Source organism: Microbacterium ginsengisoli (assembly GCF_000956535.1).
GTDB lineage: Bacteria > Actinomycetota > Actinomycetes > Actinomycetales > Microbacteriaceae > Microbacterium > Microbacterium ginsengisoli.
On record NZ_JYIY01000076.1, the window covers coordinates 137761 to 158668 of the forward strand.

The 20908-nt window shown below is 72.5% G+C and carries 22 protein-coding genes; 11 read left to right on the plus strand and 11 right to left on the minus strand.

Annotation, left to right across the window (positions count from 1 at the left end; all coding sequences use genetic code 11):
- The 7 genes from RR49_RS10300 (at position 1) to RR49_RS10330 (ending at position 6935) form a co-directional block, all read left to right on the plus strand.
- A complete protein-coding gene (locus RR49_RS10300) occupies positions 1–1188 on the plus strand; it encodes a pyridoxal-phosphate-dependent aminotransferase family protein (RefSeq protein ID WP_084603867.1) in 1188 nt (395 codons plus the stop codon).
- Entirely contained in the window at positions 1185–2504 is a 1320-nt protein-coding gene (locus RR49_RS10305) for an allantoate amidohydrolase (RefSeq protein ID WP_045247992.1), read from the plus strand. Before RR49_RS10300 ends, RR49_RS10305 begins: the two co-directional genes overlap by 4 nt.
- A 188-nt stretch (positions 2505–2692) precedes the next feature.
- The gene (locus RR49_RS10310; protein ID WP_045247993.1) at positions 2693–3784 is read left to right on the plus strand and encodes an ABC transporter substrate-binding protein; all 1092 of its coding nucleotides are present in this window, start codon (positions 2693–2695) and stop codon (positions 3782–3784) included.
- Between the two features lie 28 nt (positions 3785–3812).
- On the plus strand, positions 3813–4634 hold the full coding sequence (locus tag RR49_RS10315) for an ABC transporter ATP-binding protein (protein ID WP_045247994.1): 822 nt from the start codon (positions 3813–3815) through the stop codon (positions 4632–4634).
- Positions 4624–5451: an ABC transporter permease gene (locus tag RR49_RS10320; protein WP_048808981.1), complete on the plus strand. Its 828-nt coding sequence runs from the start codon at positions 4624–4626 to the stop codon at positions 5449–5451. Before RR49_RS10315 ends, RR49_RS10320 begins: the two co-directional genes overlap by 11 nt.
- Positions 5448–6314: an ABC transporter permease gene (locus RR49_RS10325; protein WP_045247995.1), complete on the plus strand. Its 867-nt coding sequence runs from the start codon at positions 5448–5450 to the stop codon at positions 6312–6314. The genes RR49_RS10320 and RR49_RS10325 overlap by 4 nt, the downstream gene beginning before the upstream one ends.
- Before the next feature lie 3 nt (positions 6315–6317).
- A complete protein-coding gene (locus RR49_RS10330) occupies positions 6318–6935 on the plus strand; it encodes an XRE family transcriptional regulator (protein WP_048808982.1) in 618 nt (205 codons plus the stop codon).
- Positions 6936–6954: 19 nt separating this feature from the next.
- Here RR49_RS10330 and RR49_RS10335 read toward each other — a convergent pair whose 3' ends face one another.
- The 5 genes from RR49_RS10335 to RR49_RS15160 form a co-directional block, all read right to left on the minus strand.
- Positions 6955–9750, minus strand: a complete 2796-nt coding sequence (locus tag RR49_RS10335) for a molybdopterin-dependent oxidoreductase (RefSeq protein ID WP_045247996.1) — start codon at positions 9748–9750, stop codon at positions 6955–6957.
- Positions 9747–10577: an FAD binding domain-containing protein gene (locus RR49_RS10340; RefSeq protein WP_045247997.1), complete on the minus strand. Its 831-nt coding sequence runs from the start codon at positions 10575–10577 to the stop codon at positions 9747–9749. Before RR49_RS10340 ends, RR49_RS10335 begins: the two co-directional genes overlap by 4 nt.
- An 80-nt stretch (positions 10578–10657) precedes the next feature.
- On the minus strand, positions 10658–12019 hold the full coding sequence (locus tag RR49_RS10345) for an 8-oxoguanine deaminase (protein ID WP_045247998.1): 1362 nt from the start codon (positions 12017–12019) through the stop codon (positions 10658–10660).
- Positions 12016–12783 carry a nucleoside phosphorylase gene (locus RR49_RS15995; protein WP_045247999.1) on the minus strand — a complete coding sequence of 256 codons (768 nt, stop codon included), beginning with the start codon at positions 12781–12783 and terminating at the stop codon, positions 12016–12018. The genes RR49_RS10345 and RR49_RS15995 overlap by 4 nt, the downstream gene beginning before the upstream one ends.
- Positions 12784–12948: 165 nt before the next feature.
- Positions 12949–13584, minus strand: coding sequence for a TetR family transcriptional regulator (locus tag RR49_RS15160; protein ID WP_048808983.1), 636 nt, complete (start codon positions 13582–13584; stop codon positions 12949–12951).
- Between the two features lie 137 nt (positions 13585–13721).
- Between RR49_RS15160 and RR49_RS10360 the strand changes: the two genes are divergently transcribed.
- Together RR49_RS10360 and RR49_RS10365 are read left to right on the plus strand one after the other, a co-directional pair.
- A complete protein-coding gene (locus RR49_RS10360) occupies positions 13722–14267 on the plus strand; it encodes a hypothetical protein (RefSeq protein WP_045248000.1) in 546 nt (181 codons plus the stop codon).
- The gene (locus RR49_RS10365; protein ID WP_048808984.1) at positions 14264–15592 is read left to right on the plus strand and encodes a cytochrome P450; all 1329 of its coding nucleotides are present in this window, start codon (positions 14264–14266) and stop codon (positions 15590–15592) included. The genes RR49_RS10360 and RR49_RS10365 overlap by 4 nt, the downstream gene beginning before the upstream one ends.
- A gap of 18 nt (positions 15593–15610) precedes the next feature.
- On the opposite strand, the gene RR49_RS10370 is transcribed toward RR49_RS10365, so the two are convergent.
- Positions 15611–16114 carry a nucleoside deaminase gene (locus tag RR49_RS10370; protein ID WP_048808985.1) on the minus strand — a complete coding sequence of 168 codons (504 nt, stop codon included), beginning with the start codon at positions 16112–16114 and terminating at the stop codon, positions 15611–15613.
- On the minus strand, positions 16111–17205 hold the full coding sequence (locus RR49_RS10375) for an XdhC family protein (protein WP_048808986.1): 1095 nt from the start codon (positions 17203–17205) through the stop codon (positions 16111–16113). Before RR49_RS10375 ends, RR49_RS10370 begins: the two co-directional genes overlap by 4 nt.
- Before the next feature lie 47 nt (positions 17206–17252).
- Here RR49_RS10375 and RR49_RS10380 point away from each other — a divergent pair, with 47 nt between their 5' ends.
- Both RR49_RS10380 and RR49_RS10390 read left to right on the plus strand, forming a co-directional pair.
- Complete coding sequence (locus RR49_RS10380; RefSeq protein WP_245610978.1) at positions 17253–17849, plus strand: nucleotidyltransferase family protein; 597 nt, start codon at positions 17253–17255, stop codon at positions 17847–17849.
- On the plus strand, positions 17846–18682 hold the full coding sequence (locus RR49_RS10390) for a hypothetical protein (RefSeq protein WP_048808988.1): 837 nt from the start codon (positions 17846–17848) through the stop codon (positions 18680–18682). Before RR49_RS10380 ends, RR49_RS10390 begins: the two co-directional genes overlap by 4 nt.
- Positions 18683–18688: 6 nt before the next feature.
- Here the strand turns inward: RR49_RS10390 and RR49_RS10395 are convergent, their stop codons facing one another.
- The 4 genes from RR49_RS10395 to RR49_RS15495 all read right to left on the minus strand — a co-directional run.
- On the minus strand, positions 18689–19612 hold the full coding sequence (locus RR49_RS10395) for a 2-hydroxyacid dehydrogenase (RefSeq protein WP_045248003.1): 924 nt from the start codon (positions 19610–19612) through the stop codon (positions 18689–18691).
- Between the two features lie 88 nt (positions 19613–19700).
- Entirely contained in the window at positions 19701–20408 is a 708-nt protein-coding gene (purQ, locus tag RR49_RS10400) for a phosphoribosylformylglycinamidine synthase subunit PurQ (protein ID WP_045248004.1), read from the minus strand.
- Positions 20405–20653 (minus strand): phosphoribosylformylglycinamidine synthase subunit PurS, encoded by a 249-nt coding sequence (purS, locus tag RR49_RS10405; RefSeq protein ID WP_045248005.1) that lies wholly within the window; start codon positions 20651–20653, stop codon positions 20405–20407. The genes purQ and purS overlap by 4 nt, the downstream gene beginning before the upstream one ends.
- A gap of 58 nt (positions 20654–20711) precedes the next feature.
- The coding region (locus RR49_RS15495; protein ID WP_169815902.1) for an excalibur calcium-binding domain-containing protein at positions 20712–20908 on the minus strand (197 nt) is incomplete at its 5' end.

Sequence of the window (20908 nt, forward strand, 5' to 3'; positions counted from 1 at the left end):
ATGGGGCCCGGCCCCATCTCGGCGTACCCGAGCGTGCTGCGGGCCATGTCGGCGCCGCTCGTCGGGCAGTACGACCCGTTCATGACGCAGGCGATGGCCGAGACCCAACAGCTCTACCGCGAGGTCTGGGCGACAGGCAACGACGCGACCCTGCTCATAGACGGCACCTCGCGCGCCGGCATCGAGGCGGCGATCGTCTCGCTCGTGCGCCCGGGCGACCGGGTGCTCGTGCCCGTGTTCGGGCGGTTCGGGCACCTGCTCGCCGAGATCGCCGAGCGCGCGCTCGCCGAGGTGCACACGATCGAGACCGCCTGGGGCCAGGTGTTCACCCCGTCGGCCATCGAAGAGGCCATCGTGCGGGTCAAGCCCACCCTGCTCGCCCTCGTGCAGGGCGACACCTCGACCACCATGAACCAGCCGCTCGACGAGATCGGCGCGATCTGCGCCCGCCACGGCGTGCTGTTCTACTCCGACGCGACCGCGTCGCTCGGCGGCAACCCGTTCGAGGCCGATGCCTGGGGGCTGGATGCCGCCACCGCCGGCCTGCAGAAGTGCCTCGGCGGTCCGTCCGGGTCGGCGCCGATCACGCTGTCGCCCCGCGCGGTCGAGGTGGTCCGCTCGCGCAGCCGCGTGGAGGCCGGCATCCGCGAGGAGGGGGATGCCGCGGCATCCGATTTCGTGCGCTCGAACTACTTCGATCTCGGCATGATCCTCGACTACTGGGGTCCGCGCCGGCTCAACCACCACACCGAGGCGACGAGCATGCTCTACGCCGCCCGCGAGTGCGCGCGCGTGCTGCTGGGCGAGGGCCGCGACGCGGTCATAGCGCGCCACCGGCTCGCGGGTGACGCCATGCTCGCCGGCGTCGAGGCGCTGGGGCTGACGGTCTTCGGCGACGTCGCCCACAAGATGGCGAACGTGGTCGCGGTGGAGATCCCCGAGGGGGTTCCGGGAGACGTCGCCCGCGCCGCGCTGCTCGACGACTTCGGCATCGAGATCGGCACGTCGTTCGGTCCGCTGCACGGTCGCGTGTGGCGCATCGGCACGATGGGCTACAACGCCCGCAAGGACGCCGTGCTCACCACCCTCGCGGCGCTCGAGAGCGTGCTGCGGCGCTTCGGCGCGGCCGTGCCCGTGGGCGGCGGTGTCGAGGCGGCGCGCGACGTGTTCGCGGGGGCGCCCGCGTGACGCTGCCGTCCCTCGGATCGCCCGACCGCATCGCGGCCGCGGCGAGGCGCGTCATGAACCGCTGCGACGAGCTCGCCCGGGTCAGCGCCGCCGACCAGGGCATCGAGCGCGTCTACCTGTCGGCGGAGCACGCCCGAGTGAACCGTCTCGCCGCGGAGTGGATGCGCGAGCTCGGCATGCGCACCCGACAGGATGCCGCGGGCAACCAGCTCGGCCGCCTGGATGTGCTCGATCCGTCGGGCGCGGTGATCTCCGACGCTCCCGCGCTCCTCATCGGCTCGCATCTCGACACCGTGCCCGACGCGGGGCGCTACGACGGCATCGTGGGCGTGCTCATGGGCCTCGAGATCGTGCGTCTGCTGCGCGTGCCCGCGGGCGACAGCGACAGTGCATGGCGCTCGCCGTTCCCGTTCGCGATCGAGGTCGTCGCCTTCAGCGACGAGGAGGGCACCCGCTTCGGCAAGGCGCTGCTCGGGTCGTCGGCGGTCGCGGGACTGTGGAACGACGACTGGTGGGCGCTGACGGATGCCGCGGGCACCACTCTGCGCCAGGCCTTCCTCGAGTTCGGACTCGACCCCGGACGCATCGGTGAGGCCGCGCGACGCCCCGACAGCCTCGTGGGCTACCTCGAGGCGCACATCGAGCAGGGCCCGGAACTCGACCGGCGGGGGGAGGCCCTCGCCGTGGTGTCGTCGATCGCGTCGGCGCGCCGCTTCCAGCTCGTCGTCGAGGGCGAGGCCCGGCACGCGGGCGGAACTCCCTATGACATGCGCCGTGACGCCCTGCTCGGTGCGAGCGAGGCGGCGCTCGCGATCGAGCGCATCTGCCGCACCGAGCATCACATCATCGGCACGGTCGGCCAGTTCGAGGCCTTCCCCGGGGCGGTCAACATCGTCCCCGGCGAGACCCACTTCTCCCTCGACCTGCGCGGCGAGTTCGACGGCGAACGCGACCGCGTGTTCGACGAGATCTCCCGCGAGCTCGACGGCATCATGGGTCGCCGCGGCCTGCGATGGCGCTCACGCGAGGTGCACAACGCCGCCGCGGTCATGTGCGCGCCGCTGCTGCAGGACGTCGTGCGCGAGGGCATCGGCGCGACCGGCGCCCCCGGGGCATCCGATCCGGCGACGATCTTCTCGCGGGCAGGTCACGATGCGATGACGATCGGGGCGATCACCGACGTCGGAATGCTGTTCCTCCGCAACCCCGACGGCATCAGCCACCATCCCGATGAGGCGGTCAGCGCCGCCGACGTCGCCGCGGGCATCCGGGCGCTGGCAGAATCAGTGGTGCTCCTCGGCCACGAGCGCCGCTGATCACCGACTCCGGTTCGAAGCGACGCGTAACGCCGCGGAAACATTCGAGCGGATGTTGATGAAATCTCCATCGCCTAGCGTCGAGTGAGTCGCCCCTTGCGCCGCTGCCTCGTCGTTCCCAGAGCACCCGGCGGGTACGTGAGAGACGAGTCCCGACCCGACGCACTCAGCATCTGGAGACACAGCATATGAACATCCGCACCTCGAAGCGCGCGCTGCGCGCGGCGGTCGCCCTTGCGGCGGTCGCCGTGTCGGCCGTCGCCCTGTCCGCCTGCTCGTCGAGCTCGTCGAGCACGACGGCCCCCACGTCGACCGGCGCCGCCTCGGTCGCCCCCGGCACCTACGGCGAGCTGAACCTGCAGCTGTCGTGGATCAAGAACGAGGAGTTCTCGGGCGAGTTCCTCGCCGACGCGAACGGCTACTTCACCGCCGCCGGCTTCTCGAAGGTCAACATGACCCCCGGCCCCTCGACCGGTGCGAGCGAGCTGCTCTCGGGCAAGGCCGATGTGGCCCTCTCCGACGCCGTCTCGATCGGTTCGGTCGTCGCCTCGGAGGGCGCGCCGCTGAAGATCATCGGCACGACCTACCAGAAGAACCCGTTCACGGTGCTCTCGCTGGCCGACAAGGGCAACATCACCAAGCCCTCGGACCTCAAGGGCAAGAAGATCGGCGTGCAGGACTCGAACAAGGCACTGTTCGACGCGTTCCTCGCAGCCAACGGCATGAGCGAGAGCGACCTGACCGTCGTGCCCGTGCAGTACGACCCGGCGCCGCTGCTCTCCGGTGAGATCGACGGCTACATCGCCTACCTCACGAACGAGTCGATCACCGTGGCCGCCAAGGGCTACAGCGTCGCGAACCTCCCGTTCGCCGACAACGGCCTGCCGTTCGTCGCCGAGACCATCACGACGACCGACGACCAGATCGCGAAGAACCGCGACAAACTGAAGGCGTTCCTGAAGGCGGAGATCCAGGGCTGGTCCGACGCGGTCAACAACCCGCAGGCCGGCGCCGAGCTCGCCGTCAACACCTACGGCAAGGACCTCGGACTCGACCTGACCAACTCGATCGCCGGTGCGACCGAGCAGGCGCAGAAGCTCGTCGTCTCCGACGAGACCGCGCAGAACGGCCTGTTCACCATCTCGCAGACCCTGCAGGATGCAACCATCAAGTCGCTCTCGGGCGCCGGCATCACCCTGAAGGCCTCCGACCTGTTCGACATGTCGCTGCTCACCGAGGTCTACCAGGAGAACCCCGGCCTCGTGAAGTACGCCAAGTAATCAGCACCAGCACACGGAGAAGAGCGTCGTGACGCAGCCCGCTGTCGAGACCGGTGCCCAGGACAACCTGGGCACCGGCCTTCAGATCACCGCACTGAACAAGGTCTTCACGACCGGCCGCAAGAACGTGGTCGCGCTGCAGGACGCCAACCTCCACACCGCACAGGGCACGTTCCTGTCGCTGCTCGGCCCGTCAGGATGCGGCAAGTCGACGATCTTGCGCATCCTGGCGGGGCTCGAGCAGCCCACCAGCGGAACCACTCGCGTCGACGGCAAGAGCCCCAAGGAGCTCCGCCGCGACCACAAGCTCGGCATCGCCTTCCAGGACTCGGCCCTCATGCCGTGGCGCAGCGTGCTGTCGAACATCCGCCTTCCGTTCGAGATCGCGGGACAGAAGGTCGACAACGACTACGTCACCGAGATGATCGAGCTCGTCGGTCTCAAGGGCTTCGAGAAGGCCAAGCCCGCGCAGCTGTCGGGCGGCATGCGCCAGCGCGTCTCGATCGCCCGCTCCCTCATCCTCAAGCCGCAGGTGCTGCTGTTCGACGAGCCGTTCGGCGCGCTCGACGACATGACCCGGCAGCGCCTGAACCTCGAGCTGCTGCGCATCTGGACCGAGAAGCCCGCGACGACCCTGCTCGTGACGCACGGCATCTCCGAGGCGATCTTCCTCTCCGACCAGGTCGCGGTCATGAGCCCGCGGCCCGGACGCATCAAGGAGGTCATGACGATCGACCTCCCCCGCCCGCGCACCCCCGAGATGATGCGCACCCCGGAGTTCCACGCCTACGTCGATCACGCGTCCGATCTGCTGTTCGGCGCGGGAGGCGCAGCCACCGATGACCACTGACTCCCCGACGAAGGGCCGCGGCGTCACGTTCGAGGACGTCCGTCTCCCGCCGTGGATGACGGGGCTCATCGGGGGCGTCGCCCTCGTGATCGTGTGGTGGATCGTCGGGCTCGCCTGGGTCACCCCGACCGGCCTGCGGCCGATCCCGACGCCGCTCGAGGTCGTCGTCACGATCGCGCAGACCGGGTGGGACTTCTACGCGAAGAACTTCGCCGTGACCCTCGCGGAAGCGGGCATCGGATACCTCTGGGGCAACGTGCTCGCGCTGCTCCTCGCGGCCGTCGTGCTCGTCGTCCCGCGCCTCGAGTCGGTCGCGATGCAGCTGGCGATCCTCACCTACTGCGTTCCGATCGTCGCGCTCGGCCAGATCGCCGTGGTGCTCATCGGCGCCCCGCCGATCGGGCAGCCCTCGGGCACCGCGATCTTCCTCGCCGCCCTCTCGGTCTTCTTCACGACCGTCGTCGGAGCGCTGCTCGGCCTCAAGTCGGCCGACAAGTCGAGCCTCGACGTGGTCACGGTTTACGGTGGGTCGAAGTTCACGCAGCTGGTGAAGGTGCGTCTCATCGCCGCCCTTCCCGCAATCCTCAACGCCCTGCAGATCGCCGTTCCGGCCGCGTTCCTCGGCGCCGTGCTCGGTGAGTTCTTCGGCAAGGTCGAAGTGGGCGTCGGTGTGATCATGGTCATCGCGCAGCAGCAGCTCAATGCGCCCCAGGTGTGGGCGATCGCGCTGCTGAGCGGTCTCGTGGCGATGCTCGGCTACGTGCTCGTCGGGTTCATCGCGCGGGCGATCGCGCCCTGGTCGAAGGGGCGCTCATGACGACGGCCGTCGCGGCATCCGAGTCCGCCACTGACCTCACCCGTACCCTGCGCGCCCAGGCGCGGCGCAGCGTGCTGCGCGCGCTGCTGTGGAGCGTCGTGAACTTCGTCGGCACCATCGTCGCGGTCATCGTGCTGTGGGCCGGCGCCCTGTCGCTGCTGAACGTCTCCAAGTTCGTCGCGAAGGGCCCGCTCGACGTCTGGAACTACCTGTTCGTGGTTCCCGCCGCGGCGACCAACCGCGACAAGATCTTCGCGACCATCGGCGAGACCCTCGCCCACTCGGTCGTCGGCTTCATCGCGGGCCTCCTCGTCGCCCTCGTCGGTGCCATGATCTTCCAGCTGAGCAAGGGCGCCGAGCACGCGCTCATGCCGATCGCCATGCTGCTGAGGTCGGTGCCGCTGGTCGCCATGGCACCCGTGATCATCCTCATCTTCGGTCGCGAGGTCTGGTCGATCGCGGTGATCGGCGGCATCGTGGTGCTCTTCCCGGCGCTCGTGAACATCTCGTTCGGCCTGAAATCCGCCGCACCGCAGATGAACGACCTCGTCACCGTCTACGGTGGCGGCTCGTTCGCGCGCCTCATGAAGGTCGCGATGCCCTCGTCGCTCCCGGCGTTCTTCGCGGCCGTGCGCATCTCCGTGCCCGGCGCCATCACGGGCGCACTGCTCGCCGAATGGCTGGCGGTCGGCGGCGGTGTCGGCGGCAGCATCGGCGGCTACCTGTCGCAGGCGCAGTACAACGCCGTCTGGGCGTCGATCGCCGGGGTCACCGCCGTCGCGCTCGTGCTCTACAACGTCATCCAGATCATCGAGAACGTGGTGCTGGCCCGGATGGGCATGCAGGGCCAGCGGGGCGTGTAGCGCGTGAGCGCCGAACCCGCGATCGTCGGGGGTGCCGCGGCATCCGATCTGCTTGCGGCGGGACTGCTCGGCGCGCACGTGCGCGGACTGCGCAAGGCCCGCGGGCTCACCCTCGTGCAGCTCGCGACCGCGACCGAGCTGTCGCATCCGTTCCTCAGCCAGCTGGAGCGCGGACTCGCCCAACCGAGCCTCGGATCACTGCGCCGCATCGCGGTGGCGCTCGGCACGAGCCCGCTCGAGCTGATCGCCGCCGCCGAGGCGCCGACTGCCGACGTGCCGGCGACCGAGGTGCACCGCGGCGCCGGCGGAGACCTCGAAGCCGACTTCGCCGTCGGGTCGGGGAGGCTGCTGGCCCACCCGGTGCGCCCGTTCCATCCGATGGTCTACGCGGCCGACAACACCGCGCCCGGCGACTACTTCGCCCACGCGGAGGACGAGTTCTCCTACGTGCTCGACGGACGTGTGTGCCTCGACCTCGACGGCGAGGTGACCGAGCTCGGCGTGGGCGACGCGTCGTACTACGCCGGCGGCGTCGCCCACCGCACGTGGTCGGCTGACGGCGCACCGTTCCGGCTGCTGATCGTCAAGCAGCGGCCGCCGCACTCCGCCGCGACCGACTGAGCGTCACCCTCTGCCCGCGTCACCGACCGCCGGCCTGCAGGGCCCGCCACACGCGGTCGCGCGAGAACGGCTGCTCGAACACGCGCACCCCGATCGCGCGGCTGATCGCGTTGCCGATCGCCGCCGACACGGGGTTGTAGGGCGACTCGCTCATCGACTTGGCGCCGAAGGGGCCGAGGTCGTCGTTCGTCGACGCGAACAGCACCTCGGTGTCGGGCACGTCGGCGGACTGCGGCACGCGGTAGGTGCGGAAGACCGGGTTGATCACCCGGCCGTCGTCGCCGATCATGACCTCCTCGTAGAGCGCGCTGCCGACCCCCTGGGCGACGCCGCCCTCGATCTGGCCGCGGCACTGCGCCGGGTTCATGACGAAGCCGGCGTCGGCCGACTGGATGTTCTGCAGGATGCGCACGGTGCCGGTCTCGGGATCGACGGCCACCCGGGTCGCGTGCACGTTGAAGGCGAGCGAGCGCAGGTCGCCGTACTCGGCACCGTCGCCGACGAGCCCCTCCTCGGTGCGCTCCGCAGCGGGCGCCGCGGCCACGAGCTCGCCGAAGCCGACGATCCGCGCAGGGGTGCGCACCCCGTCGCCGGTCACCACGGCCGCCGACTCCTCGGTGCCCGTGAGCGCGGCGGCGGTGCGCCGCATCCGATCACGCAGCGTCAGGCATGCGGCATGCAGCGCCTTGCCGGTCACGGTGATGCCCGCCGACGCGAACGCGCCGGTGTCGTGCCGCACCTCGTCGGTGTCGGCGAAGCGGGCCTCGAGGCGGTCGAAGCCGACATCGAAGACGGATGCCGCGATCTGCCGCAGCACCGTGTGGGTGCCGTTGCCGAACTCCACCGTGCCGGCGCGCAGCACGTAGGTGCCGTCGGGCCGGAGCGTCGCCGTGGTGTGTGCGATGTGTCCGCGCGGGGCCATCGTGGCGATCATCGCCGCGGCCATCCCCTCGCCGACGAGCCAGCCGTCGGGAGCGTCGACGCCGTTGCCGCGCTCGAGAGCGCCCTGGGCGAGGTCGAGGCACTGGTCGAGACCGTAGCTGCCCCAGACGAGGTCGGATTCGTACTCGTCCTGGTCGGGGTGCAGGTTGTCGCCCTCGACGACGGCGTTGCGGCGCCGCAGGTCGAACGGGTCGATGTCGAGACGTTCGGCGAGCATGTCCATCGCGGACTCCACCGCGAGCACGACCTGCCCGAGGCCGTAGCCGCGGAACGCCCCCGAGGGCACGTTGTTCGTGTAAACGACCTCGGCGTCGAGGCGACGCACCGGGGCGCGGTAGATCGTGGTCGACTCGGCGAGCGAGTGGAACATCACCCCGATGGCGTGGTTGCCGTAGGCGCCGGTGTCGCTCAGCAGGTCGATCTTCATCGCGGTGAGGGTGCCCGCGGCATCCGCCCCGAGGGTCACCGCGACCCGCATCGGATGCCGCACCGACGTGCGCTGGAACTCCTCGGCGCGGCTGAACTCGTAGGCGACCGGGCGGCCGGTGCGCAGCACGGCGAGCGCGACGAGGTCCTCGGCGAAGATCTCCTGCTTGCCGCCGAAGCCGCCGCCGACCCGCGCCGTGTGCACGCGTACCTGGTCGGGGTCGAGGTCGAAGATGTGCGCGATCTCGTCGCGCGTGAGGAACGGCACCTGCGTGGACGATCGGATGACGAGGCGGCCGTCGCCGTCGAGCCAGCCGACGCAGCCGTGCGTCTCGAGCTGCGCGTGCGAGACGCGCTGCGTGCGCCACGTGCCCGACACGGTGACGGCGCTCTCGGCGAGGGCCGCGTCGATGTCACCGCCGTGCCCCTCGTGCAGCGACGCGATGACGTTGCGGTGGGGTTCGGCGACCCGATCGGCGGGGGTGCGGTCGGCGTGCAGCAGCGGGGCGCCGGGTGCGCGGGCCGCCTCCGGGTCGAGCACCGCGGGGAGCACCTCGTAGTCGACCTCGATGAGACGGCAGGCCGCCTCGGCGGCGCCGGCGGTCTCGGCGACGACCGCCGCGACCCGCTGCCCGACGTGCCGCACGACGGTGTCGAGCAGCAGTGTGTCGTCGGGGTCGTCGGTGCGGTGCTCGTGACGGCCCGTCGAGTAGTGCACGGCGGGCGCGTCCTCGTGGGTGAAGACGGCCACGACCCCGGGCGCCGCGCGTGCGGCGGCGGTGTCGATCGAGCGGATGCGCGCGTGCGCGTGCGGCGAGCCGATCACGCGCAGCACGAGCGATCCGGGCACAGGCTCGTCGAACGTGTACGGTTCGAGACCCTGCACCACGCGCCGGGCGGGCGCGGGGCGCACCGAGCGGCCGACGCCGTCCGCCCCCGCTGTCGGGGCGGGGGAGGTGTCGGCGCCCGGGGCCGCACCGCCGCCCGTGTAGCCGGCCCCGGTCTCCCGCACCGGGCCGAGCACCGCCTCGCGGACGGCCTCGCGGATCGGCCGGTACCCGGTGCAGCGGCACAGGTTGCCCTTGAGGCGCCGGTCGAGGTCGTCGACGTCGTCGGCGTCGAAGGTCGACGCGGTCACGCTCATGCCGGGCGTGCAGAACCCGCACTGGAATCCGAAGTGCTCGACGAGCGCCTCCTGCACCGGATGCAGCTCGTCGCCGGGCGCGAGCCCCGCCGCCGTCGTGACCTCCCGCCCCTGGGCGCGGTGCGCCGGGGTGATGCACGAGTGCACAGGCGTGCCGTCGACGAGCACGGAGCAGGCGCCGCAGTCGCCGGCGTCGCATCCCTTCTTCACGCTCGTCGTGCCGGTCTCTCGCAGCAGCGTGCGCAGGCACTGTCCCGCCCGCGGCTCGGCGTCGCGCGGGGTGCCGTCGACGGTGAACCTCATGCGCCCGCCTCCAGCTCGATGCGGATGCGCTCCGCGAGCGCACGGCTCACGCCGCGGCGCCAGTCGGCCGGCCCGAGCGGGTCGGTGTAGTACGACGGCGCCGATTCGACCGCGGCGGCGAGGGCCGCGGCATCCGGCAGTGACGGGAACCGTCGCACGACCGGATGCAGCGTCGCCGCCGTGATCGCGAAGACGCTCGCGCCGTCGGGGTCGACGCGGCCGGTCACGACGGCACCCGAGCGCCCGAGCTCGGCGAGCGCGATCTTCTGCAGGCGCGCCCGGGAGCGCAGGGCGTACGCGGGGATCTCGATCGCCCGCAGCACCTCGCCGGCCGCGAGGGTGTTCTCGCCGTTGCCGGTGACGAGCTCGCTCACGGGCAGTCGCAGGTCGGTGCCGTCGGGGCGCCACACCCACGCGACGGCGTCGAGGGCGACAGCGAACGACACCATGCCGGCCGCGGCGAACGAGCGGCAGACGTTGCCGCCGACGGTCGCGGCGTTCCAGATCTTGAACGACGCGAGCAGCGCGTGTGCGCCGTCGACGGCGAGGTGCGCGGCCGGCCAGTCGGCGGGCACGGGCTCGCTGCCCCGACCCTCGGCCCACGCGACGAGGTGGGCGATCGGGCAGGTCGCGCCGATGCGCAGGCCGTCGGCGGAGATCTCGAGGAAGGGCCAGTCCATCGCGGTGATATCGACGAACCCGGATGTCTCGGGCTGCGGTTCGCTCATCAGCCACGTGCCGCCCGCGAAGATCACCTCGCCCGGCGCGAGGGCGAGGTCGCCGCGGGTGCGCGCGAGCCGATAGCTCTCGACCGTGTTGATGTCCACAACATTCCTCCGTGACCCAGCAAACCAAACCGCGGTTTCGCGGGTGTTTCGCGGGCCCGGGCAGTGCGCCCCAGCGCGCCCTACGCCCGGGCGGCGAGGTCCGCCGAGGCGCGGGCGACGGCCTCGGCGAGCACGGGCTCCTCGGCGGTCGCCAGGGCGCCGTCGACGACGACGTCGCGTCCGCCGACCCACAGGCGGGCGAGGGGCGGGAGCGCGCCCAGCCCGAGGGCGGCCACCGGGTCGAGGATGCCCGCGTGCTCCACCCCGTCGATGCGCCACACCGCGATGTCGGCGAGCTTGCCGGGCTCGAGCGAGCCCAGCTCGGCGTCGCGTCCGAGCACGCGGGCGCCGCCGATGGTCGCGATGCGCAGGCCGTCGCGCACCGAGAACGAGTCGGAGCCGGTACGCAGCCGGTTCATGAGCACGGCCTCGCGGATCTCGATGCCGAGCTGGCCCGATTCGTTCGACGCCGAGCCGTCGACGCCGAGCCCGACCGGAACCCCGGCGCGCAGCATGTCGTGCACGGGCGCGATGCCGGCGGCGAGCCGCGCGTTCGACGACGGGCAGTGCGCGACGCCGGTGCCGGTGGCCGCGTACCGTGCGATCGAGGGGGCGTCGAGGTGCACGGCGTGCGCCATCCACACGTCGTCGCCGAGCCAGCCGAGGCTGTCGAGGTAGTCGGTCGGGCTCATGCCGAACCGCTCCTGGCAGAAGGCGTCCTCCTCGACCGTCTCCGACGCGTGCGTGTGCAGCCGTACGTCGAGCGCGCGCGCGAGCACGGCGGCCTCGCGCAGCAGATCGGCGGTCACCGAGAACGGCGAGCAGGGCGCGATCGCGATGCGCACCGTCGACGAGAAGGACGCGTCGTGCCACCGCTCGACCGCCTGCTGCGACGCCGCGAGCGCGGCATCCGTCGTCTCGACCGCGAAGTCGGGCGGCAGTCCTCCCTGCGAGGCGCCGAGGTCCATCGACCCCCGCGTCGCGTGCAGACGCACGCCGATGCGGGATGCCGCGGCCACGAGCCCGCCCACGATGTCGCCGGATCCCTGCGGGAACACGTAGTGGTGATCGCCGACCGTGGTGCAGCCGGAGCGGGCGAGCACCGCCATGGCGCCGGCGGCGCCCGCCTCGACGAGGTCGGCGTCGATGCGCGCCCACAGCGGGTAGAGCGCCGTCAGCCAGTCGAACAGGATCGCATCCTGCGCGTAGCCGCGCGTGAGCCACTGGTAGAGGTGGTGGTGGGTGTTGACGAGTCCCGGGGTGACGAGGGTGCCGCGCGCGTCGATGATCTCGGCGCCGTCCCGCAGCTCGGCGGGGGCGGGGCCGTCGCCCACCGCGACGATCAGGTCGCCGTCGACGACCACGTGCCCGGCGCGGTGCTCGGTGCCCGCGGCATCCACCGTGGCGACGTAGGCGCCCTCGAGCACGCGACGCGCGGTCACAGCTGAAGCTCCACCGCGGTGTCGAGGGCGGCTTCGATCGAACGCATCCAGCCGTCCTTGAGGGCCGCGTTCGACTCGTCGTACAGCGACGCGCCCTCGACGAGGTTGCTCGAGCACGCGCACACCATGCCGGCGCGCAGCCCCCGCAGACGCGCGACGACGTAGAGAGCGGATGCCTCCATCTCGACGTTCAGGATGCCCATGCGGTTCAGCTCGCCGATCCATTCGGGCGTCTCGGCGTAGAACGCGTCGTCGCTCACGCTGATGCCGGTGTGCGAGCGCGTTCCGGCGGCTTCCGCGATGCGGCTGGCGTGGCGCGCCAGGGTCGTCGTGAGCTCGAGATCGGGCACCGCCGGGAAACCCTTCGGGAGGTAGGCGTCGGTGGTGCCGTCGTTGCGGAAGCTGCCTTCGCTCACGAGCAGGTCACCGGGGGCGATGCCGGGCTGCAGGCCCGCCGAGCTGCCCACACGGATGAACGAGCGCACCCCGACGCGCGCGAGCTCCTCGACGGCGATCGCGGTCGACGGGCAGCCCATGCCGGTGGAGGTCGCGGTGATGAGGCGCTCCTTGTACCAGCCGGTCATCGTGCGGTGCTCGCGGCGCCACGCGACCTCGCGCACGCCGGTGAGGAACTCCGCCACGAGGGGGACGCGGAACGGGTCACCGGGCAGCAGCGCGACCGAGGAGACCTCGCCCGGCTCGAGTCCGACGTGGTACTGGCGGGCGGTGAGCCCTGCCTGGGATTTGTCGACGACGGTGGACATGGGGGCGGCTCCTGGGGTGGATGGACGAACGGAATCGTCGCCGTCCCCGCCCTGAGCCGACGGATCCGCCCCCAGATCCGGGCGGTCATGGTAGATAGGACACGCGTTGTTGGTGACGCTAACACTCGCGTGTTTCGCGGTCGTGTCGGAGGCCGCGGCATCCGCTCAGCCGGGAGGCGGGCACCCCTCGGCGATGATGTCGAGGGCGCGGGTGACCACCGAGACGATGTCGGGGTCGACGGTGAACTGCCCCGTCGGGGTCATGCGGGTGTAGAGCGCCGCGCACCGCAGGGCCGAGGTCGCCGCGCACGCGGTGACGGTGGCGCGAAGGCGCAGCTCCTCGGATGCCGCAGCCGGCGTCGCGCCCCACCGCACCAGGAGCGTCGCGGCGATGCCCTGCTCCCACTGCATCAGCACGGGCAGCAGTCGGCGCCCGAACGGCAGCAGCTCGGCACGTCGGCCGATGCGGAAGACCAGGGCCGGCGGCCCCTTCTCTGGGACGACCGACAGCACCGACGCGTGGATCGACGCGAGCGGATGCTCGTCACGCGGACGGCTCTCGAGCTCTCGCAGCACGCGGGGGAGGAGGTCGCGAAGATCGTTGCCGATGACGTCCTCCTTGCTCTCGAAGTAGCGGAAGAACGTGCGGCGCGACACGTCGGCGCGCTCGGTGATGTCGGTGACGGTCGTCTCCGCGAAGCCCTTCTCGCTGAAGAGCTCGAGCGCGGCTGTGCGCAGCGCCTCCCTGACCCGGCGGCGGTTGCGCTCGCGGCGGTCGGGCGGGGCATCCGTGGGCGTCATGGGGCCTCCTGTGCAGACATCCTTCACCCGCGGGCGGGCCGGCGTGAAATGGCACTCGAGTGCCACGTGGCACGGTTGCGGGGGCCGAGACGCGTGCATACGGTGAGCGCACCCGTCACCCGCTCGAAGGGACCGCCATGAGACGATCCGCCCCCCTCGCCGTCGCTGCGCTCGTCGCCGCGCTCGCCGCCGTGCTCGCGCTCGCCGGCTGCGGCCAGGTGTCGCGCAGCGACCTGAGTGCCGCTGTGTCGCCGGCGCCCACCGGCACGCCGTCGTCCTCGCTCCCGTCGGCCGCACCGATCCCCTCGCCGACCGCCGTCGGCACCGGATCGGGTGGCGCCGGGTCGCTCACCCTTGCGATCACATCGCCGCTCGCGGTGGCGGGGCACGTGAACACCGATGTCGCGTGCGCGGTGTCGGCGCGCACGTATCACGCGAGCGTCGCGTCCGCCGAGATTCAGGGGTACTCGGTGACGATGAGCGTGCGCATCGTCGGGTACACCGGGCCCGGGTCGTGGTCGGGCACGCTCTCCGGCACGATCACCGAGGGCGGTGTCACCTACCCGCTCGCCCTCCCGGCGGTGCCGGTCACCACGACCGCCTCGGGCGGGTCGCTGCACCTCTCGGTGACCGAGAGCGGGCACACCCTCAGCGGCGAGGTCGACTGGGCGTGCGGCGCATGAGCGCGCCCGCCGTGCTCGGAGCGCGCCCGCGGTCGATCCTCGAGGTGGCCGCGCAGAGCGCCCTGGCGCTTCCCACCCGCAACCCGGGCGCGATGCTGCGCCGGCTCACCCGTGACGGGCGCGAGACAATCCGCATGGGGCGCGGTCGGCGGCGGGTCTTCCTGCTGACCGAGCCCGACGACGTGCGCACCCTCCTGGTCACCCACGCGGGCGACGTGCACAAGGGGCCGGGCGTGCAGGCCACGAGCGCGCTGCTCGGGCAGGGTCTGCTGACGTCGGAGGGGGCGGCTCACGCGCGGGCGCGCCGGCTCGTCGGGGCGGCGTTCTCCCCCACGCAGCTCGACGCGTACACCGCGGTGATGGTCGAGGAGGTGCAGGCGAGCATCGAGCGGCTGGCCGCGGCATCCGTCGATCTGCACGCCGAGATGACCCGACTCACCCTGCTGATCGTGGGGCGCACGATCCTCGGCGCGCGACTCGACGACCACGCCGACGAGGTGCGCACGGCGCTGCAGACAGCGCTGACCGAGTTCGTGCGCCTGCGGCCCGGAGCGCGCGCGGGCGCCGAGGTCGTGACGTCGGGTCGCATCGTCGAGGCCCGTGGGCGACTGCTCGCCCTCGTGACCCGGTTGGTCGCCGAACGGCGGGCGTCCGGCGCCGACGGGCGCGACGCGCTGTCGACGCTCGTGGCGGCACGCGACCCCGAGAGCGGCGGGGCCGACCGGCTCACCGATGCGGAGATCGCCGACGAGGTGATCACCCTCATGGTCGCCGGTCACGAGACGACCGCGAACGCCATCGCCTTCTGCCTCTGGCAGCTCTCGTCGCGCCCCGACCTGGCCGAACGCATCCGCGCCGAGGTCGATGAGGCGGGGGATGCCTCGTGGCTCGACCCGCGCGGCCGGCTGCCGTTCACGCGGCGCGTCGTGCAGGAGACGATCCGCCTGTTCCCGCCGGCCTGGGTGTTCGGGCGCTCGCTCGACGCGCCGATCGCGTTCGGGGGATTCGAGGCGTCGCCGGGCGACGTCGTCGGGGTGTCGCCGTGGGTCATCCACCGCAGCGCGCGGTGGTACGACGAGCCGACCGTGTTCGATCCCGATCGGTGGGAGTGCCGGCCCGGCGGGCTGCGCTATGACTTCGTGCCGTTCGGTGCGGGGCCGCGCGGGTGCATCGGCGAGCAGTTCGCGTGGATCGAGGCGACCCTCATCGTCGCCATGCTGACCCGCGCGCTCGACATCACGGTCACCCGTCCGGTGCGACTGGAGTTCACGGTCACGCTGCGGCCGCGGCGGGGGATCGCGGCATCCGCTCGTCGCCGGTCGTGAACCGGCTCTCGGCCCGGGTCAGATCCAGAAGCCGTCGTGCACAGCCGCCGCCTCGGGCAGCAGCACCGGTCCGATGACCTCGACCGGGCGCCCGCCGCGGGCGAACACCTCGCGGCAGGGGAGCGCGAGCGTCGGGATGCCCTCCTGCGCCTGCACGATGCGGATCAGCTCGTCCTCGCCGAGCGCATAGACGACGCGCGGGATCCCCGCCCAGTAGATCGCGCCGGTGCACATCGCGCACGGCTCGGTGCTCGTGTAGAGGGTGGCGCCCCGCAGCGCCTCGGTCGTGAGCCGCGCGGCGGCGGCGCGCACGAGGTTCGTCTCGGCGTGGCCGGTCGGGTCGTCCTGTGTGACGACCGAGTTCAGGCCCTCGACGACCGTGCCGTCGGGCGCGACCACGACAGCCCCGAACGGATGGTCGCCGCGGTCGCGGGCGGCGCGGGCGAGGGTGATCGCGTGCTCGAGATGGCCGAGGTCGACGGGAGCGAGCGCGTCGGCGGGCAGTGGCGGGGTGAGGCTCACCGGTGTGCCTCCAGGGTCGCGAGGGCGGGCAGGGCGCAGGCGGATGCCGCGGCATCCGCCTCGGTCGGCAGCATCGTGTCGGCGGCGGCGCGGGCGTGGATGGCGCCCCCGCGCTCTCGCAGCGGCACCGCGGATCCGCCGTGGCGTGCTGCGACGATCTCGGCGAGCACCGAGAGCGCGGTCTCCTCGGGAGTGCGTCCGCCGAGGTCGAGCCCGAGCGGCGAGTGCAGCCGGGCGAGGTCGTCGTCGCCGAGCCCCGCCTCGCGCAGCCGCGTGGCTCGGTGCGCGACGGTCGAGCGGGCGCCCATCGCCCCGACGAAGCCGACCGGAAGCCGCAGCGCGACCTCGAGGGCGGGCACGTCGAGGCGCTCGTCGTGGGTGAGCACGCAGATCGCGGTGCGGTCGTCGAGGTCGACGGGGTCGAGCGTCGCGAGGAAGTCGTGCGGCAGGTCGACGACGATCCGGGTTGCCGCGGGGAACCTCTCTCGCGTCGCCAGCAGCTCCCACGCGTCGCACACGGTGACCGCGAAGCCGGCGGCGGCGGCCACCCTGCACAGCGCGGCGGCGTGCTCGCCGGCACCCAGCAGGTACAGCGCGGGCGGGGGCGTCTGCACGACGGCGAGCACGGGGCATCCGTCATGCTCGCCGAGGCGCGTCTCGCTGCCGCCGGCGTCGAGGGGGAGGATGCGACCGGTGTCGGGCCCCGCGGCGACGATGCCGACCGCCGCGCGGCGACCCGCCGCGACGCGTTCGAGAGCGTCGCGCACGACCGTGTCGGCGGGATCGAGCACACTGACCACAGCCTCGATCGAGCCGCCGCAGGCAAGACCGGCGGCGTAGGCCTGCTCGTCGGTGAAGCCGAAGCGCGCGGTCTGACCCCGTCCGGTCGCCAGGCACGAGAGGGCGAGCGCGACCGCATCCGCCTCGACGCAGCCGCCGGAGATCGAGCCGATCGCCCGCGCGTCGGACGTGATCGCCATCGCCGCGCCGGCGCCGCGCGGCGCCGAACGCGCCACGTGCGCGACCGTCACGACCGCGACGCGCTCGCCCGCCGCGAGCAGCGGCAGCAGGTCGGTCGCAAGCTCGAGCATGCCGCCACGCTAGCCCTCGCGTGTTTCGGGCGGGCTACGCTGGCGCGGTGGACGTGACGCCGTTGCCGGTCGTGGGGGCACCCTGCGGGATCGTGCTCGCGGCGGGCGCGGGCACCCGCTACGGCGGGCCGAAGGCGCTCGCGGCCGATGCCGACGGCACGCCCTGGCTCGACCGGGCGGTGGCGCTTCTCGCCGCGTCCGGCTGCGACCCGGTGCTCGTGACGGTGGGCGCCGCCGCGGCGGAGGTCGCCCGGCGCATCCCCGCCCCCGGTCGTGCCGTGCTGGTGCCCGACTGGAACGACGGGCTGTCGGCGAGCGTGCGCTCGGCTCTGGACGCCGCGGCCGCGACCGGGGCGGAGCTCGCGGTGATCGTGCCCGTCGACACCCCGACGCTGCCGGCGGCCGCGGTCGCGCGCGTGCTCGGGGCCGCCGCGGAGGCCGCGGCATCCGCTCTCGTGCAGGCGACCGTCGCGGGCGCCCCGTCGCACCCGGTTCTGATCGGCCGCGACCACTGGGCCGAGGTGGCGGCCACCGTCGCGGGCGACCGGGGTGCCGGCCCCTATCTCGCCGTGCACGGGGCGACATTCGTCGCCTGCGACGATCTGTGGGATGGTCGCGACATCGACGAACGGCCCGCGCCGTGACCGGCGACGAACGCGCCGAGCTCGCCGCGCTGCGACTGCGCGCGTACGGACCCCACGCCGACATCGCGGGAGATCCCGTCGCGCTCGCGCGCCTCGACGTGCTGGAGGGCCGCAGGGCGACGGATGCCGCGGCCCCCGCGGCGACCGTCAGGACACGCTCGGTCCTCGAGCCGCCCGTCGTCCGCCCCGCGGACGATCCGGCCACCGACTCGGGCGCTGTGCCGGATCCCGGCGACGGATCGCGTGCGAGCGGTGGGGGTGAGCGCGACGCGGATGGGGCGGCATCCGATGTGTCGCTGTGGCGTCGCATGCGCCCGCGCGTCGATCGGGTCACCGCGATCTGGTGGATCGCGAGCCTCGTCGTCGTGGCCGGACTGTCGACGGGTACGACGCTTCTCGTCACCCACGTCGTCACCTCGCAGCACGCCGCCGTGCTGCAGCGCATCCCCGGTGATGCGCCGTCGGCAGTCATGTTCACGGGCACCTCCACCTCGTCGCAGGCGTACGAGTCGTACCTCGGGATGTCCGTCTACACGGTGATTCCGCCCGCGGGAGACATGCGGTGCATCGCCGTGATCCCGCAGCCCGATGTCTATCCGGATGCCTCGCTCATCGGCTGCGCACTCGGCACCCTTCCGGTCGTGGTCGATGTGCGTATCGGCACGAGTGCGGACACGAACCCGCTCGCCTCGAACGGTCGTCCGGTCGTCTTCACGCCCGCCGTCGAGCAGGCGTTCCCCGACGGCGCCGATCTGCGGTTCACGGCGCGCGACGCCACCGTGACGGTCGACGCCTACCCGGTCGCCCGCACCCCGGTCACGCCCAACTCGTAGCCGCGATCAGCCGGCGACGACGATGTTGATCGGTGCGGCGCCGCGTGCGGCGCGCGTGATCTGATCGCGCAGCACGCGCACCAGGCGGGGGCGCATCGCGCTCGACGCCCCGCCGACGTGAGGGGCGATGAGCACACCCGGCGACCGCCACAGCGGGTGGTCGGCGGGAAGCGGCTCGGGGTCGGTCACATCGAGCGCGGCGCGCAGGCGCCGGGACGCGGTCTCCGCGACGAGCGCGTCGGTGTCGATGAGCGGCCCGCGGCCGACGTTCACGACGAGCGCGCCATCGGGGAGCAGGGCGAGCGCGGCGGCGTCGATGATGTGGCGCGTGCTGTGGCCGCCCGGAAGAGCGAGGATGAGCACCTCGGTGCGCGGCAGCAGGTCGGCGAGCTCGTCGACGCCGTGCACGGCGACGCCGTCCTCGTCGCGGGCTCGCGAGGCGACGGCGGTGAGGTCGACCTCGAACGGGATCAGTCGCGCGCCGATCGCCTTCCCGACGCCGCCCCAGCCGAGCACGAGCACACGGCGGTCGGCGAGGCTCGTGCCGAAGACCGGGTTCCAGGTGGCGGTCGCGGTGTCGCGGGCGAACTGGTCGAGGCGCCGCAGCGACGCGATCGCGAGACCCACGGCGAGCTCGGCGGTGGAGGTCTCGTGCACGCCCGCGGCGTTCGCGAGCGGAACGCCCGCGGGCAGCAGTGCGGCGATGCCCTCGTAGCCGATCGACTGGCTCTGCACGAGTCCGACCTCGACCCCGGCCAGCTGCCCGAGGGCGGCGTTGAGGTTCTGGTACGGCGGTACGACGATGTCGATGCGGTCGCAGGGGGCGGGGCCGGTCATCGGCCAGACCACCACCTCGACGTTCTCGGGAAGCGGTTGCAGATCACGGGCGAGGCCCTCGGTGGGAACCGAGACGACGAGAGGGGATGTCACACCTCGACGTTACCCCCGCGCCGACGGGCGCCAGGTCGCGGCGTGTGCGCGGTGCTGCACGCTCGGTCGGGTGGTGCGCCCGGCCGGGTCAGGCGGCGGCGCCGACGACGGCCGCGATCGCCGATGAGAAGAACGACAGGCCGTCGACGCCCGACCGCATCGCGGCCGCGGTCGAGGGACCGAAGCCGGGTTCGACGGCGTGCTCGGGGTGCGGCATCAGGCCCACGACGTTGCCCGCCGGGTTGGTGAGGCCGGCGATGTCGCGCAGCGACCCGTTCGGGTTCACGCCGATGTAGCGGAACGCGACGAGTCCCTCGCCCTCGAGACGGTCGAGCTCGTCGTCGGAGGCGACGTAGCCGCCGTCCGCGTTCTTCAGGGGGATGACGATCTCCTGACCGTCGGCGAAGTCGCTCGTCCACGCGGTGGACGTGTTCTCGACGCGCAGGCGCTGGTCGCGGCGGATGAACTGCTGGTGCGCGTTGCGGATGAGTCCGCCCGGCAGCAGGTGCGCCTCGACGAGCATCTGGAAGCCGTTGCAGATGCCGAGTACGGGCATGCCCTTCGCCGCGGCATCCTTCACGTCGCGCATGATCGGCGCGAGGGCCGCGATGGCGCCGGCACGCAGGTAGTCGCCGTAGCTGAAGCCGCCGGGCAGGATCAGCGCGTCGACGCCGTCGAGATCGTGCGACGCGTGCCACAGGGCGACCGGCTCGGCACCGGCGATGCGCACCGCGCGGCGTGCGTCGACGTCGTCGAGCGAGCCGGGGAAGGTGACGACCCCGATGCGTACCGTCACTCGACGACCTCGATGCCGACGACGTCCTCGATGACGGAGTTCGACAGCACCTCGGCGGCGACACGGGATGCCTCGGCGAGCACCTCGTCGGACACCTCGCCCTCGACGGTCAGCTCGAAGCGCTTGCCGATGCGCACTCCGCTGAAGGCGTCGACGCCGAGTCGCGCGAACGCGCCGGTGACGGCCTTCCCCTGCGGGTCGAGCAGTTCGGCCTTGGGCATGACGTCGACGACGATGGTGGGCATTGCGAAGCTCCGGATGTCGCGGGCAGGGGTTCGCCCCCAGTCTAGGCGCGCGGGGCGCTCACTCGCAGGCGATCCCGTCGCCGTCGCGGTCGAGCTTTGCGGCGTACCCGGGCTGACCGCGGTACAGCGGCGCTTTGCCGGCCGCGCGCACCTCGGAGCAGTTCTTGTAGGTGACGTCCGGTTGCGCGGGCGCGGGTGCGGGCTGTGCGGGTGCGGGTGCGGGCTGCGCCGGCGCCGGTTTCGCGGGTGCCGGGG